This is a genomic window from Amycolatopsis orientalis DSM 40040 = KCTC 9412 (genome assembly GCF_000478275.1).
Taxonomy (GTDB): domain Bacteria; phylum Actinomycetota; class Actinomycetes; order Mycobacteriales; family Pseudonocardiaceae; genus Amycolatopsis; species Amycolatopsis orientalis.
Map to the genome: position 1 here is coordinate 44,880 of NZ_ASJB01000057.1, position 15,812 is coordinate 60,691.

The following is a 15,812-nucleotide window of genomic DNA, read 5'->3' on the forward strand; positions in this document are numbered from 1 at the left end:
TGGAGTATTGCGCTCTCTGCGGCAAGTAGGTTATTTCTTGGGAATCCCGCTGAGGATCACCGAACCCGGCGAGGTTCGACCAGCCCAGCCGAACAGGAGGTCCGCCGGTGAAGCATGCGACGGCGCGCACGCGGGTACTCGGCGTCAACCCGCTCGGACGGCCGGATCCCGGGCTGGCGGCCGCCGTCGCCAGGGGCGGCGGGCTCGGCCTCCTGGACATCGGTTCCGCCGGGTCCATCGGGTCCACAGTGGACAAAGGGTTCCCGTTCGGGATCCGGATCCCGGCAGACGGCCGGGTGCGGCCGGAAGAGGTGCGGGAGAGTGGCGCGGGGCTCGTCCTGCTGTCCGAAGGCGCGGTCTGCCAGGGCAGGGTCGAGGCTCCCGTACTGGCCGAGGTGACCGGCGTCGAGCAGGCCGTCCGGATGCTCGGCGCCGGCGCCTCCGGTCTGGTGGCCAGGGGCGCCGAAGCGGGCGGCTCGGACCTCACCACGTTCGTTCTCCTGCAACGGTTGCTGGAGCGGTTCGGCGACGACGTCCCCGTGTGGGCGTACGGCGGCATCGGACCGCGGACCGCGGTGGCCGCGATCGCCGGAGGCGCCGCCGGGGTGGTGCTCGACGGGCTCGGCCTGTTCCCGGAGGCCGATGTGCCCGCCGTGGCCGGGATCGAACTGGCCAGGGCCGACGACGGACTCGCGAACCTGTTCAAGAACCGCTTCGAGGACGCGGAAAGCGCTGTCCGATCGATCGTGCGGTCCCTCGCCGTGCCTCCCTCGGCGCACCCCGCGGACCAGGGCGCGCGCCTGTGCCGCACCCTGGGGACCGGTCTCCCGGTGGTGCAGGGGCCGATGACGCGGGTGAGCGATCAGCCCGGCTTCGCCGCCGCGGTCGCCGCGCACGACGGCTTCCCGTTCGTCGCGGTGGCCACCGCGAACGGCGCCAAGACCACCGAACTGCTCGGCCGCACCGCCGAAGCGCTCGGTGACCGGCCCTGGGGCGCGGGCATCCTCGGCTTCGTCCCGGAGGCACTGCGCGCCGAACAGCTCGCCGCGGTCCGCGCCGCCCGCCCGCGCTGCGTGCTGATCGCGGGCGGGAAACCCGCGCAGGCCAAGGCGCTGGAAGCCGACGGGATCGCGACGTTCCTGCATGTACCCTCGCCGATCCTCCTGCGGCAGTTCCTCGACGCCGGGGTCCGCCGGTTCGTCTTCGAAGGCGCCGAATGCGGTGGGCACATCGGCCCGCGGTCGAGTTTCGTGCTCTGGGAACAGCAGTTGGACGTCCTGCGCGAACACGGCGCCGACGACGTCGAGGTGCTGTTCGCGGGCGGGATCCACGACGCCCGGTCCGCCGCGATGGTCGCCGCGATGGCGGAGCCGCTGAAAGGCGGCGGAACCGGCGTCCTGATGGGCACCGCGTACCTGTTCACCGAGGAGGCCGTCACGCACGGCGCCATCACGGGGGTCTTCCAGGACCGCGTGCTCGGCGCCGGGTCCACGGTCACCCTGGAGACCGCGCCCGGCCATCTCACCCGGTGCCTGCCCAGCCCGTACACCGACGAGTTCGCCGCGCTCAAGGCCGGGCTCCGCGCGGACGGCGTCCCACCGCAGGAGGCCTGGCAACGGCTGGAGGAGCTGAACACCGGACGGTTGCGGATCGCCAGCAAGGGGATCCGGCGTGACGGCGACGCCCTGGTCGAGGTCGACACCCTCGGTCAGCTGGCCGAAGGCATGTACATGGCGGGCCAGGTCACGGTCCTGCGGGAACAGCGCACCGATATCGCCGCCCTGCACCGGGAAGTCACCGACGGCGCGGCGGAACTGCTCGCCGCCCGCGCGGCGCCCGAAGCCATCGAGTCCTCTGTGGACGGTGACATCGCCATCGTCGGCATGGCGTGCGTCTTCCCCGGAGCGCCGGACCTCCCGGCCTTCTGGTCCAACATCCTGCACGGCGCGGACGCCGTCACCGAGGTGCCGGATCAGCGCTGGGACAAGGCGGTCTACGCCGACGAGTCGACGTCGAAATGGGGTGGCTTCCTGCCCGCGGTGGACTTCGACCCGCTCGCGTACGGCATCCCGCCCAAGTCGATGGGCAGCATCGACCCGGCCCAGCTCGTGTCGCTGCAGACGGCGCGGCGCGCTCTCGAAGACGCGGGCTACGGCGACGGCGGCTTCGACCGCGAGCGCACCAGCGTCATCTTCGGCGCCGAAGCCGGGGGAGACCTGGCCAACGCCGGTGTCCTGCGCGCGCTGCTGCCCAGCTATCTCGAAGACGTCCCGGAAGAGCTGCTCGCGCAGCTGCCGGAACTGACCGAAGACTCGTTCCCCGGCACGCTCGCCAACGTCATCTCCGGCCGGATCGCCAACCGGCTCGACCTCGGCGGCGCCAACTACACCGTGGACGCCGCGTGCGGATCGTCGCTGGCGGCGCTGGACCTCGCGGTCAAGGAACTGCGGGCGGGCACCAGCGGGATGGTCCTGTGCGGCGCGGTCGATCTGCACAACGGCATCAACGACTACCTCATGTTCACCTCCGCGGGCGCGCTGTCGCCGACCGGACGGTGCCGTCCGTTCGACGCGGCGGCGGACGGGATCGCGCTCGGCGAGGGCGTCGCGTGCCTCGTGCTCAAGCGGCGTGCCGACGCCGAACGCGACGGCGACCGGGTCTACGCCGTGGTCAAGGGGGTCGGCGCGGCGAGCGACGGCAAGGCGCTCGGTCTCACCGCGCCCCGGCCGGAGGGGCAGCGGCGCGCGCTCGAACGGGCCTACCGCGACGCGGGCGTCTCTCCGGCGGACGTCTCGCTGGTGGAGGCGCACGGCACCGGCACGGTCGTCGGCGACGCCACCGAACTGACCACGCTCACCGAGTTCTTCCTCGACGCGGGCGCCGAGCCGGGCGGCTGCGCGCTGGGTTCGGTGAAGAGCCAGATCGGGCACACGAAATGCGCCGCGGGACTGGCGGGCCTGATGAAGGCGGCGCTGGCGCTGTGGCACGAGATCGTGCCGCCCACCCTGCATCTGAGCAGGCCGAACCCCGCCTGGGACGCCGGGCGCAGTCCCTTCACCTTCTCCACCGGTGCCCGGCCGTCGCCGATTCCGCACGGGCGCGGGTTCGCCGGGGTGAGCGCGTTCGGGTTCGGCGGGACCAATTTCCACGCGGTGCTGGCGGCCCCGGGTGTCCCGCCTGACCGGCGCCACGGGCCGCGGGACTGGGACGCCGAGCTGTTCCTGCTGCGAGGGTCCGATGTGGACGGTGCGAGGGCCGTGCTGCGCGATCTGCTGTCGGGCAGCGATGGTCGTCCGCTGCGAGAGATCGCCGCGCTCGCCGCCGAGCGGGGCGGCTCCGGGCCGGTGCGGCTCGCGGTCGTCGCGAGCGACCTCGCGGAGCTGCGTGAGGCCGCCGAGAACCGCGGCGGGCTCACCGCGGAGGACACGGAACCGGGTGCCGTCGCGTTCCTGTTCCCCGGACAGGGCAGCCAGCGGACCGGCATGCTGGCGGAGCTGTTCGTGCACTTCCCGGAGCTGGCCGACGTCCTGCGGCTCGCGCCGGAGGTCGCCGCGAAGACGTTCCCGCCGCGTGCCTTCGGTGAGGAGGCCCGTGCGGGACAGGACGAGGCGCTCAAGGACACGCGTGTCGCCCAGCCCGCGCTCGGGCTCGTCGAATCGGCCGTCTGCCGCCTGCTCGCCGACCTCGGTGTCCGGCCGGATCTGCTGGCCGGGCACAGCTACGGGGAACTGACCGCGTTGTCGGTCGCCGGCGCCTTCGACACCCCGACCCTGGTGGCGCTCAGCCGCGCCAGGGCCCGCTCGATCGCCGAAGTCGCGGGTGCCGACCCCGGGGCGATGGCCGCGGTGAAGGCGTCCCGTGAGGAGATCGCCGCCACCCTCGATCGGCCCGACGTCGTTCTGGCCAACCACAACGCGCCCGAGCAGACCGTCCTTTCCGGACCGACCGCGGCCGTCGAAGACGCCGTCCGGGAGCTGCGGGAACGGGGGATCGCCGCCAAGCGGATCCCGGTCGCGTGTGCCTTCCACAGTCCGCTGGTGGCCGGGGCGAGCGACGTGTTCGCCGTCGATCTCGACAACGCCGAGATCGGCGACCCCGGCCCGCCGGTGTGGTCGAACCGCACCGCACGGCCGTACGCGCCCGGGGAGGTACGTGCCGGACTGGCCGCGCAGATCGGGTCACCGGTGCGGTTCGTCGAGCTGATCGAGGACATGTACGCCGCGGGCGCGCGCACGTTCGTCGAGGCGGGCCCGGGGCAGGTGCTTTCCCGGCTGGCCAAGGAGATCCTCGGCGACCGGCCGCATACCGTGATCGCCTGCGACCCCGGCGGACCCGGTCTGCGGGGGTTCCTCACCGCACTCGCGCGGCTGGCGCTCACCGGTGTCGACGTGCGCACCGAACGGCTTTTCCGCGGCCGCGTCCGCGTCGGCCCGCCTCCCGCTCCCGCCTGGACCGTGGACGGCCAGACCGTCCGCGCCCCCGGCGGCGAGGTCCCCGCCCATGGGCTCGTGCCCGCCCGACGAATCCCGAGGACGACCATGAACCAGCCCGCGCCCGGTCGTGACCAGGCCGTCGTCGAATTCCTCCGCACCAGCCGCGAGATGCTGGCGGCGCAGCGGGACGTGATGCTGGGGTACCTCGGCACCGCGCCGCTTCCCGTGGCGCCGGTCGCGGCCCCGGTGGCCGCAGTGGACCCGGTACGGCTGCCGCCGGTCGAGGAACCGGTCGTGGCCGCGCCCGCCGCCGACCCGGAGCCCGTCGCCGAGGCCCCGGTCACGGACGTCCTTGCCACCGTGATCGGCGCGATCAGCGAACGCACCGGCTATCCGGCCGAGATGATCGACGCCGATCTCGACCTCGAAGCGGATCTTTCCATCGACTCCATCAAACGCACCGAAATCGCGGGCTCGCTGCTGGCGAAGCTCGGCCTCTCCGGACGGGTGCACGACGACGCCCAGGATCAGCTCAGCCGCGACAGGACGGCGAGCGCGCTGGCCGCGCGGCTGCGGAAATGGCTGGAGCCCGCGGCGCCGGTCGCCGCGACACCGGCGCCCGAGGAGTCCCCGGCGGGCCGCGCGCCCGGCCGGTACCTGCTCAGCCGGGTCGCCGCCCCGCTCGGCACCCCCGATCTCACCAAGGTGGGCGGCAAGACGATCGCGGTGAGCTTCGAACCCGGCCAGGAGGAGCTGGCCGAGTCGGTCCGCGCGGTGTTCGCCGAGGCGGGCGCGCTGCCGGGAGCGTTGGACGACGCGGACGTCCTGCTCGTGCTGAACCCGTTGTCCGAGGCCGAGGAACCGGTCGCGGCGCAGGTCTTCGGGCTGCTCAAGGACGCCAGGGGAGCGGTGGTCGTGGTGGCCGGCCCGGGAGCCGGGCACACCGCCGGGCTGCGTGGCCTGGTCCGCGCCGCGGCCAGGGAACGCACCGAGCCGACCAGACTGGTCGAACTGGAGTCCACAGTGGACCTCGCACGGATAGTGCTGGAAGAGGTGATCGCCGAGGGTCCGGCCGCCGTGCGATACGACACCGCCGGTCGCGCCGCCTTCGAGCCGTCGGCCGGCTCCCTCGGCTCGATCGCGTACGCCGGTGCGGGCCCCGGCGGCGGCGAGACCAAGGCGCTCGGGCTCGGCGCGGATTCGGTGCTGCTGCTGATCGGCGGGGCCCGCGGGATCACCGCGCGGGCGGCGGTCGCGCTGGCGGCGAGTGGCTGCCGGATCGAACTGGCCGGGCGCACGCCGTGGCCCGCCGAACCCGGCGACGAGGACCTGCCCGCCGACGCGCAGGGGATGCGTTCGGCCCTGGCCGCGCGCGGCGGTTCGCTGGCGGAGATCGAACGCCGGGTGCGCACCGTGCTGGCCCAGCGCGAGATCGCCAGGACCCTCGATCAGATCGGCGCCGCCGGTGGTACCGCGGCCTACCGGTCGCTCGACGTCCGCGACGGTACCGCCGTCCGGCAGCTGGTCAAGGATCTGCACACCCGCTACGGCCGGATCGACGGCGTCGTCCACGCGGCCGGGGTGATCGACGACAAGCTCATGGCGGACAAGGACGAGCACTCCTTCCGTACCGTCTACGGGACCAAAGTGGACGGTGCGCGGGCATTGCTCGACGCGCTGGAGCATTTCGGGGTACGGCCCGGGTTCGTCACCTTCTTCGGCAGCATCGCCGCGGTGCTCGGCAACCGGGGCCAAACCGACTACGCGGCGGCGAACGACGCGCTGGAGACCCTCGGAGAGCAGTGGGCGGATCGCACCGGCTGCCGGGTGCTGACCGTCCACTGGGGACCCTGGGCCCCCTCGGACGACCACGCCGGCATGGTGTCCCCGGAACTGGCTCGCGAGTACGAACGCCGCGAGGTCGGGCTGATCGACCCGGACGAAGGCACCGCCGCCCTGCTGCGTGAGCTGGCCTACGGGCCGTCCGACGTCCGCTCGGTGCTGTACACGGCTTCACTGTGGTGAACCAGGCCATGACGAACCAGGAACCGGTCGCGATCGTCGGCATGGGGGTCTTCCTCCCCGGCGCGTCCACTGTGGACGAGTACTGGCAGAACATCGTGTCCGGTACCGACGCGATCACCGAGATCCCGCCGCATCGCTGGGATCCGAGTTTCCATGACGGGGATGGCCGCACCCCCGACCGCACCTACGGGCGGCGCGGGGGCTTCGTCGCCGACAGCCTGGACTTCGACGCGACGGCACTCGGCATCGCGCCAAGTTCGCTCGCCGGGATGGAACCCGACCAGCTGGTCGCGCTGGCCGTCGCCGCTTCCGCCGTCGACGACGCCGGTGGCCTGCGACGGCTGGGCGACCTCGAACGCGTGGGCGTCATCCTCGGCCGGGGCGGTTACCTCTCGCCCGGCCTGCAGCGCTTCGACCAGCGGGTCCGGTCGGTCCGCCAGATCACCGGCGCGGTGAGCGAACTGCTCCCGTCGGCACGGCCGGAGCTGCTCGACCGGCTGCGGAACGCGTTGCTGGAGCCGCTGGGCGAGTTCCGGCCGGACACCGCGATCGGGCTGGTGCCGAACCTCGCCGCGTCGCGGGTGGCCAACCGGCTGGACTTCGGTGGCCCCGCGTACACGGTGGACGCCGCCTGCGCGTCCTCGCTGCTGGCCGTGGACCAGGCGATCGGCGAACTCGCCCGGCGACGCTGCGACGTCGTGCTGGCCGGCGGGGTGCACCACTGCCACGACGACACGCTCTGGTCGATGTTCACCCAGCTCGGCGCCCTTTCGCCGAGCCAGCGGATCAGCCCGTTCTCCCGGGACGCGGACGGTCTGCTGATCGGTGAGGGCACCGCGATCGTGGTGCTGAAACGGTTCTACGACGCACGCCGTGACGGCGACCGGGTCTACGCGATCCTGCGCGGGTCGGGGACTTCGAGCGACGGCAAGGGCGCGAGCCTGCTCAGCCCGGCCGTGGCGGGCCAGACCCTGGCGCTGCGCCGGGCGTGGGCGTCGGCGGGCCTCGACCCCACCGCACCCGGCGCGCTCGGCCTGCTGGAGGCGCACGGGACCGCGACGCCCGCCGGGGACGCGGCCGAACTGGCCACCCTCGCCGAGGTGTTCGGCCCGCCGGATGGAGCTCGCGCCGCGATCGGCGCGGTCAAGGCGATGATCGGGCACACCATGCCGACCGCCGGGGCCGCCGGGCTGATCAAGGCGGCGCTCGCCCTGCACCACGCCGTGCTGCCGCCGACGCTGAACTGTGCGGACCCGAGTCCGCTGCTGGACAAGACCCGGTTCCGGACCTTGACCGCGGCCGAGCGGTGGCTCGCCGGTGACGTGCCACGCCGGGCGGCGGTCAACGCCTTCGGCTTCGGTGGCGTCAACGCGCATGTGGTGCTGGAGGAGGCCGATCCGGCGCCCGCCCGGCCCCGCCGGGCCAAGGTGACCGCGGAACCCGAGCGGGTGCTGCGGCTCGCGGCGGCCACCCCGGACGAACTGCGGGCCCTGCTCGACCGCCCCGACCCGGAATCCGGCGGGCGGGGCCCGTGCCGCATCGGGATCGTCGCGCCGACCGGGAAGCGGCTGGAAGTCGCGCGGAGGGTGCTCGCGAAGGTCGCGGCCGAGGGCAGGTCCTGGCATGGGCCCAACGACATCTGGTGCACTACGGCGCCGTTGCTGGAGCAGGACGGCGCGAAGACCGTGTTCGTCTACCCGGGTCTGGAGGCGGACGCGGAACCACGCTGCGCCGACGTCGCCCGGCATTTCGGGCTGGAGCGACCGGAGTGGTCGACGACCAGCGTGCTGTCACGCGCGTCGAGCGTCTCCCAGGTCGGACTGCTGCTCGACACCGCGTTGCGGCGGCTCGCGATCAGGCCGGACCTGCTCGCCGGGCACAGCGTCGGCGAGTGGACCGCGATGCAGGCCGCCGGGATGTACCCCGGACTGTCCACAGAGGACATGCTGAGCCGGTACTGGCCGCACGGTTTCACCCTGCCCGACGCCGAGTTCCTGGTACTCGGCTGTTCCGCGGAGCGGGCGGCCGCGTTGCTCGCCGCCGAACCGGAACTGATGATCTCCCACGAGAACGCGCCGCGGCAGACGATCGTCTGCGGTGATCCGGCGGCCGCGGCCCGGCTCGCCAGGCTGTGCACGCAGCACGGCGTCGTCGCCAGGACACTGCCGTTCCGATCCGGGTTCCACACCCCCTTGATGCGTTCCCGGCTCGGCCCGTTCACCCGCCTCGCGGCGGAACTGGACCTGAAGGCGCCGCGGATCCCGGTCTGGTCGGCGACCACCGCCGCGCCGTATCCCGCGGATCCGGTGGCGGTCCGCGAGCTGTACCTGGCCCATCTGGTGCGCAGGGTCCGGTTCCGGGAACTCGTCGACGCGCTCCACGCCGACGGCGCCCGCGTGTTCGTGCAGGCGGGCGCCGGTCAGGTCGGCTCGTTCGTTTCGGACACCCTCGGCGAACGGCCGCATCTGGTCATCGCCGCGTCATCGGGCACCCGGCCGGGTCTCGCGCAGCTGCTCCGGGTCGCCACCGCGGTCTGGGTGGAAGGCGGGCGGCCCGCGTTCGACGTGCTGGAGCCGCGCCGGACCCGGATCGACACCGCGGGGACGCTGCTCTCGGTCGCCGACGACGTCAAGGGCATGTTCGACGTCCCCGGCGGCGTTCCGGAACTGGCCGACGGCGTTCCGGAGGCGATCGTCGCGGAGTTCACCGCGCTCCTCGCCGAGACCAGGCAGGCCGCGGCGAGCGTGGTCGACGCGGCGAAGCGACGGGAAGAGCGGACCACCGTTGAGTCCACTGTGGACGTGTCGCTCGATTCGATGCCGTACCTGATCGACCACCGGTTCTTCCGCCAGCGCGACGGATGGCCGGAAGAGGCGGACTTCCGCCCCACCGTCCCCGCGACGACGCTGATCGACATGGCCTGCCGGGCGGCGGAACGCGCCTGGCCGGGGACGATCGCGACCGGGGTGAGCAACGCGGCGTTCTCGCGCTGGCTGATCGCCGCGCCGGCTCGGCAAGTGCCTCTTTCGATGACCCGCGAGGGCGACCGGATCAGTGTCCAGATCGGACCGCACGCCAGTATGGACGTCCAGCTGGCCGCGCGATATCCCACCGCACCCCGGCCGTCCCCCTTGCCGGGCCCGGAAACCGCGCCCCCGCTGAGCGCCGCCGAGATCTACTCACGCCGGGAGATGTTCCACGGCCCCTCGTACCAGGGGCTTTCCCGGTTGATCGGGCTCGGGGAACGGCATATCCGCGGCGATCTCGTCGTACCGTCGGCCCCCGGGGCGCTGCTGGACAACGTCGGGCAGCTGCTGGGGTGCTGGCTGATGGCCACCAAGGCGGACGCGCTGCTGGCGTTCCCGACGTCGATGGGCCGGATCACCTGGTACGGCCCCGAACCGGCGCCGGGTACCACGCTGCGGTGCGTGGTCCGGGTCCGGCTGCCGCGGCCGGAGGTACTGGAGATGGACGCCGAACTGGTGCGCGACGGCACCGTGCTGGCGCGGATCGAACAGTGGCGGGACATCCGTTTCCCCTGCGACCGGGCCGCCCACCGGGTCTACGCCTTCCCCGACCGGCACCGGCTTTCCGAGGACCACCACGGTGCCTGGACGGTGGTGACCGACCGGTGGCCGAGCCCGGCCGCGCGCGACATCTACGCCGGCGTCCACCTCGGCGCGGAGGAACGTGCCGAGTACGCCGCCTGCGCGCCCCGGCGGCAGCGTGGCTGGCTGCTGGAACGGATCGCGATCAAGGACGCGGTCCGGGCCCGGCTCGCCGAGAACGGCGTCGAAGGGGTTTACCCGGCGGAGATCCGCGTGAGCGCCGACGGGACCAGGGTGACCGGACAGTACGGCCGGACGCTGCCGGAGTTCGCCGTCGCCGTCGCCCTCGCGAAGACCGGGGACCTCGCGGTCGCCCTCGTCCGGGAAGCGACGGCGCCACCGCCCCGGATCGCGGTCCGGGCCGAAGGTGACCTGGCCGGGCTGGGTGAGGAGATCGGCGCCGGGGTGGAGTTCGCCGGGATACCCGGGCATGTGGTGGCCTGGAACCGCGGGTAAGAACAGGAGTAGGGCATGACGATCGAACAGCAGAGCCCGGCGTCGGTCTTCGGCACGGTGGCCGAATTGCTGAGGGAACTGGTGGGGGACACCGACGTCCTCGGCATCGAGATCACGCCGGAGACCACCTTCCACGAGGATCTCCAGCTGGAGAGCATCGATCTGGTGACCTTCGCGAGCATCCTCGCCGAGTTCTTCGGCGCGGACGTCAACCTCGCGGAGTTCCTGGCGGAGAAGGATCTCGACGACGTGATCGAACTGCGGGTCGGCGACATCGCCGATTACGTGGCCGCCCGCCTCGGTGAACGGGGCTGAAGCGATGCCGACGATGACCGTCAACGGGCTGCGCACGAACGTGCATCTCGTGCCCGGTGGAGGCACGGAGACGGTGGTGTTCCTGCACGGTATGGGCACCGACAGCCTGGCGAGTTTCTACCTCACGCTGGCCCCGCCGGTCGCCGCCGCCGGGGTGGACGTGATCAGCTACGACCTGCGAGGGCACGGCAAGACCGAACGCCCCGAACGCGGCTACACGATCGCGGACTTCATCGCCGATCTCGACGACCTGCTGTCCCAGCTCGGCCTCGACCGGCCGGTTCACCTGGTGGGCAACAGTTTCGGCGGCACCCTCGCCTACAGCTACGCGGTCGCGAAACCGGAGCGGGTGCGCAGCATCGTCTGCATCGAGTCCGAGCCCGCCACCGAGCTGTGGGCGGGCAAGATGGCGCAGATCCTCGAGCACACCGTGCGATTCCTGAAGGTCGAGGAGAGTTTCGACTGGATCGAGGCCAACTACAGCGCGCATCACCGGCGGCTCGCCAGGATGGCCGCCGAACGGATCATGTCGACGACGATGGCCGAGGAGGTCCCGCTCGGCCCGTTGCTGACCATGGACCAGGTGGCCGCGATCGACTGCCCGGTGCTGTCCATTTTGGGCAGTCACGGCTATCAGGCCGACGATCTCACCGCGCTGACGTCGTTGCTGCCCCGCGGCGAGTTGCACGTGTTCGAGGGGCAGGGGCATTCGGTGCTCGTCGAGCAGCACCGGGAGGTGCGGGAGCTGCTGCTGAACTGGATCGCCCGGCACGGGAGGCCGCGCGGATGAGCCGGTTCCTCCTGGTCGTGCCGCCGCTCACCGGGCATGTGGCACCGCTGCGCGCGGTGGCCGCCGAACTCCTGCGCCGCGGCCACGACGTCGCCTGGTGCGGCCCGGAACCCACGACTTCGGAGCTGACCAGGGCGGGCCGCGTCCACGCGGCGGGCGACGCGCTGGAATTCGCCGTCGAGCGCCGTCCCGAGGGGCTGAGAGGGTTCGCGGCGCTGAAGTTCCTCTGGGAGCGGTACCTGGTCCCGCTCGCCGACGCGATGGTCCCCGGTGTCGAGAAGGCGGTGGACGACTTCCGCCCCGACGTCGTCCTCGCCGACCAGCAGGCCTTCGCGGGCGCCCTGGTGGCGAGCCGCCGGGCCGTCCCGTGGGTGACCTCCGCGTCGACGTCCACCGAACTCGCCGACCCACTGGGCGCGCTGCCGAAGATCGCCGCCTGGGTCGACGGACTGCAGGACGATCTCCGCGCCCGGCACCACGTATCCTGCGGTGACCTGCGCTTTTCGCCTGAGCTGGTGCTCGCGTTCACCACCGTCACGCTGACCGGACCGATCACCGGCCCGAGCGCGGTCCGGTTCGTCGGCCCGGCGCTGGCCCCGGCGCCCCCGATCGGTTTCTCATGGGACAGGCTCGACGGCCGTCCGCTCGTCCTCGCCACCCTCGGTACCGCCAACGCCGCCCTCGGCCGCCGCTTCCTGTCCGAATGCGTCGACGCCCTCGCCGGGATGCCCGAGGTCCAGGGCCTGGTCGTCGATCCCACCGGTGAACTGCTCAGCGACGAAGTGCTGCTGGCCAAGCGGATCCCGCAGGCGGAAGTGGTACGCCAGGCGGCGGCGGTGATCTGCCACGGTGGGCACAACACCGTCAGCGAGACCCTCGCGTCCGGCCTGCCGCTGGTGATCGCGCCGATCCGGGACGACCAGTCGATGCTGGCCCAGCAGGTCGAGGCCGCCGGTGCCGGACTGCGGCTGCGCTTCGACCGCGTCAAGGCGCCGGACATCCGCCGCACCATCACGGAGGTGCTGACCGAACCCGCCTACGCCGCGGCGGCCGCACGGGTGCGGGCCTCGTTCGCGGCCGCCGGGGGAGTGGGGGCCGCCGCGGACCACCTGGAGTCGCTGCTTCAGTCGGGAGTTCGCTGAGTGGGTGTGGTGGGGGTGCGTGGCGGAGCTGAAGGGCGCTTTCCCCGCATCTCATGCAGGGAAAGCGCCCTTCGCCGCATGCGATGCGGTGAAGGGCCCCTTCAGCCCCCTGGACGGAAGTTCCCCACCCAGCCAGGTCGCATCACCTCGGCGCGGCCTCCCGTGGCGACCGGAACGTCCGCGCCGCGATCCAGCCGCCGGCCAGCGCGGCCGCCGCAGCGATCCCGAGTGACACCGGGATCGACCAGCCCGACGGACGTCCCAGCGCGAGCGCCCTCGTCGCGTCGATCGCGTAGGTCAGCGGGTTGATCGCCGAGACCACCCGAAGCCAGGTGGGCATGGTGTCGAGCGGCATGTAGGCGCTGGAGGAGAACATCAGCGGGAACATGACCACGAAGGACGCCATCTGCAGCGTTTCGGCCTTGCGCAGCCAGGTCGTGATCGCGACGAAGATCCAGCTCAGGCACCAGCCGACGAGCAGGGTGAGCAGAAGTGCCGCGGTGACCCCGAAAACACCGCCGGTCGGCCGGAAACCGAGCAGGACCACGCTCGCGAGCGCCGTCACGATCAACTGCACCGCGAGCCGGGCGGAGTCGGAGATCGTGCGGGCCACCAGTACCGACGACAGGCTGATGGGCAGGCACCGCAGACGTCCGGTGAAGCCACTGTAGATCTCCGCGAGCAGTCCGGCGCCCGAGCTCATCGCCGTGGTCATCGCGATGTTCACCAGCGTGGCGGGGACGAGGAAGTTCACGTAACCCTGATAGGCCGCGACGCCGGGCAGGGTGCTGACGCCGTTGAAGACCTGGCTGAACAGCAGGAGCAGCACGATCGGTTGCAGCAGGCCGAAAAACACCAGCCGCCGGTCACCGAACGCGGTCTTCAGCGAGCGGCCGGCGAGGACGCGGACCTGGGTGGCGAACGTGCTCGGCGGCCAGGCGGCCGGATCGGTCAGTACCACCGGTGAGGGTGCGCGGTGCCGTGCCTCGGTCATGACGGGACCGCCGGATTCCGGTGCAGGGAAAGGTAGACGTCGTCGAGCGTGGGCTCGGCGACGGTGAGGTCCTTCATCGGCGCGCCCGCCGCGTCGAGGGCGCGGACCAGCACGGTGATGTCGGCGGGCCCGGACAGGGCGACGCCGACCACCAGCCCGGCCGCCGACGTCGTGCAGCGCATGCCGAGTCTGTGCAGCGCGGCCAGCGCGCGGCGGGCGGCGAGGTCGGTGCCGAAGGTCAGGGTCGCGGTCCGTTCCCCGAGGCGCGCCTTCAGTTCGGACGGCCGCCCGGAAACCGTGACATGCCCCAGTCCCAGCACGATGACGTGATCGGCCAGCCGGTCGGCCTCCTCGAGATACTGCGTGGTGAGCACGACGGTGGTGCCCCTGGCGGCGAGCCGCTCGACGCCGTCCCAGAGACCCGCGCGGCTGACCGGGTCGAGGCCGGTGGTGGGTTCGTCCAGGAAGAGGACGTCGGGGGAGCCGACGAGTCCCGCGGCCAGGTCGAGCCGCCGCCGCATCCCGCCGGAGTACGTCCGCGCGGGGCGGTCCGCCGCGTCGTCGAGGCCGAACATGGCGAGCAGTTCGGCCGCGCGGGCCTTGGCCTGACGCCGGTTCGCGCCCAGCAGCCGGGCGACGAGTTCGAGGTTGCCGCGACCGGACAGCGCGTCGTCGACGGCGGCGAACTGGCCGGTGACCCCGATCCGCCGCCGGACGTGGTGCCCGGCGCGGACGACGTCGAAACCGCAGACCTTGGCGCTGCCGGCGCTCGGTTTGACACGGGTGCTGAGGATGTCGATCAGTGTCGTCTTCCCGGCGCCGTTGTGCCCGAGCACCGCGAGTACGGTGCCCCTGCCGACGCGAAGACCGACACCGGCGAGGGCCGTCACCTCACCGTAGTGCTTGGCGAGGCCGGTCACCTCGATGGCAGCCTGCTCCATCGCCACTCCCTGGGATCTTGTCCGCCGAAACTACCGAGGAATTCGGCGTCGCCGCAATGAACAAAACGGACTCCGGGTGCCCGTCACAATTCCGCGCTCCCTTCTTCGCACGCGCGTCACAAAAGTGCCCGCAACCGGTCTCGTGAGTGGTAATGACGGTTAGAACCGTCATTACCACTCACGAGACCAAAGCCAAAACAGTTACCCCCTTTACAAAAGCCGTCCGGTTTTCCTCAGGCCGCCTGCGCTTGCTTGTTTCCCCGATCTTCCGCCAGTAGCGTGCTGCACAAGTTGGCCGTTCGGCCGGGGAAGTCGAAGTGAGGAAGCCCGAATGTCAGTGCTGACCGGGCGCGTTCTGCGCGCCTTCCTACTCCCGGCGGTGCTGGGGCTGGGGGCGCTTTCGCTGGCTTCCGCCTCCGCCGCCGATCCCGCGCGAACGCGGCAAGCCGAACCCGCACAGCCGCCCGCCGCCGCGCAAGCCGGACTGAAGTTCGGTTTCTACGTCGGCGACGAGCAGCAGCCCACGACGAGCCGGGTCGCGAAACTCGGCTCGGACATCACGTTCCCGCAGGGGCTGTTCGACGGCAAGATCCTCGGCTTCGTCGGCAGGGTGCCGATCGCCGGCAAACTCGCCATCCCGCCGACGTCGAGCTATTTCGTGTCCTTCCGCTTCATGCCCGCCACCGGTGACGTGGAACTGATCCCGGACGGCGACGCCACCGGCACCGTCGAGGTGAAGACCGGCGCCACCACCGGCTGCAAGGCGGTCGGCACCAACCTCTGCGCGGATTCCGACGTCACGAACAAGATGTTCATCAAGCTTTCCAACGTCAAAGTGGACGGCAAGGTCCTCGACGTCGGCCCGAACTGCCGGACAGCGCAATCGGTCGTGGTGAACATCAAAGCGCTGGTGCCGCTCGCGTTCCCCGCCCCGCCGGTGAAGGTCACCACCACCTTCCCCACCCCCGGTTTCGCCGGTTGCGGTGGCCGTGAGGACCTGAGCCCGCTGCTCACCGGTCTGGTGTCCGGGCCGGGCAACACACTGGTCACCCACCTGAAGCTGCGCTGTACCGGCGATGGGCCGCCCCCCAACGGATGCGGAGCCTGA

Annotated in this window: 8 protein-coding genes; 6 read left to right on the forward strand and 2 right to left on the reverse strand. The window is 71.9% G+C overall.

Annotated features, from left to right (window positions below):
• Window positions 1-107: 107 nt before the first annotated feature.
• From L324_RS18845 to L324_RS18865, 5 genes are read left to right on the forward strand one after another with little or no spacing between them, the layout of a single operon-like run.
• Complete coding sequence (locus L324_RS18845) at window positions 108-6,458, forward strand: type I polyketide synthase (protein WP_037309839.1); 6,351 nt, start codon at window positions 108-110, stop codon at window positions 6,456-6,458.
• A gap of 8 nt (window positions 6,459-6,466) precedes the next feature.
• Window positions 6,467-10,522: a beta-ketoacyl synthase N-terminal-like domain-containing protein gene (locus L324_RS18850; protein WP_037309842.1), complete on the forward strand. Its 4,056-nt coding sequence runs from the start codon at window positions 6,467-6,469 to the stop codon at window positions 10,520-10,522.
• Window positions 10,523-10,537: 15 nt separating this feature from the next.
• Entirely contained in the window at window positions 10,538-10,837 is a 300-nt protein-coding gene (locus L324_RS18855; protein ID WP_037309845.1) for a phosphopantetheine-binding protein, read from the forward strand.
• A gap of 4 nt (window positions 10,838-10,841) precedes the next feature.
• Window positions 10,842-11,627 (forward strand): alpha/beta fold hydrolase, encoded by a 786-nt coding sequence (locus tag L324_RS18860; RefSeq protein WP_037309848.1) that lies wholly within the window; start codon window positions 10,842-10,844, stop codon window positions 11,625-11,627.
• Complete coding sequence (locus tag L324_RS18865; RefSeq protein ID WP_037309850.1) at window positions 11,624-12,769, forward strand: glycosyltransferase; 1,146 nt, start codon at window positions 11,624-11,626, stop codon at window positions 12,767-12,769. Before L324_RS18860 ends, L324_RS18865 begins: the two co-directional genes overlap by 4 nt.
• 142 nt (window positions 12,770-12,911) lie before the next feature.
• Here L324_RS18865 and L324_RS18870 read toward each other — a convergent pair whose 3' ends face one another.
• Together L324_RS18870 and L324_RS18875 are read right to left on the reverse strand one after the other, a co-directional pair.
• Window positions 12,912-13,763, reverse strand: a complete 852-nt coding sequence (locus L324_RS18870; RefSeq protein WP_037309853.1) for an ABC transporter permease — start codon at window positions 13,761-13,763, stop codon at window positions 12,912-12,914.
• The gene (locus L324_RS18875) at window positions 13,760-14,704 is read right to left on the reverse strand and encodes an ATP-binding cassette domain-containing protein (protein WP_037309856.1); all 945 of its coding nucleotides are present in this window, start codon (window positions 14,702-14,704) and stop codon (window positions 13,760-13,762) included. The genes L324_RS18870 and L324_RS18875 overlap by 4 nt, the downstream gene beginning before the upstream one ends.
• A gap of 331 nt (window positions 14,705-15,035) precedes the next feature.
• On the opposite strand from L324_RS18875, the gene L324_RS18880 reads away from it, so the two are divergent.
• Window positions 15,036-15,812 (forward strand): hypothetical protein, encoded by a 777-nt coding sequence (locus L324_RS18880; RefSeq protein ID WP_037309859.1) that lies wholly within the window; start codon window positions 15,036-15,038, stop codon window positions 15,810-15,812.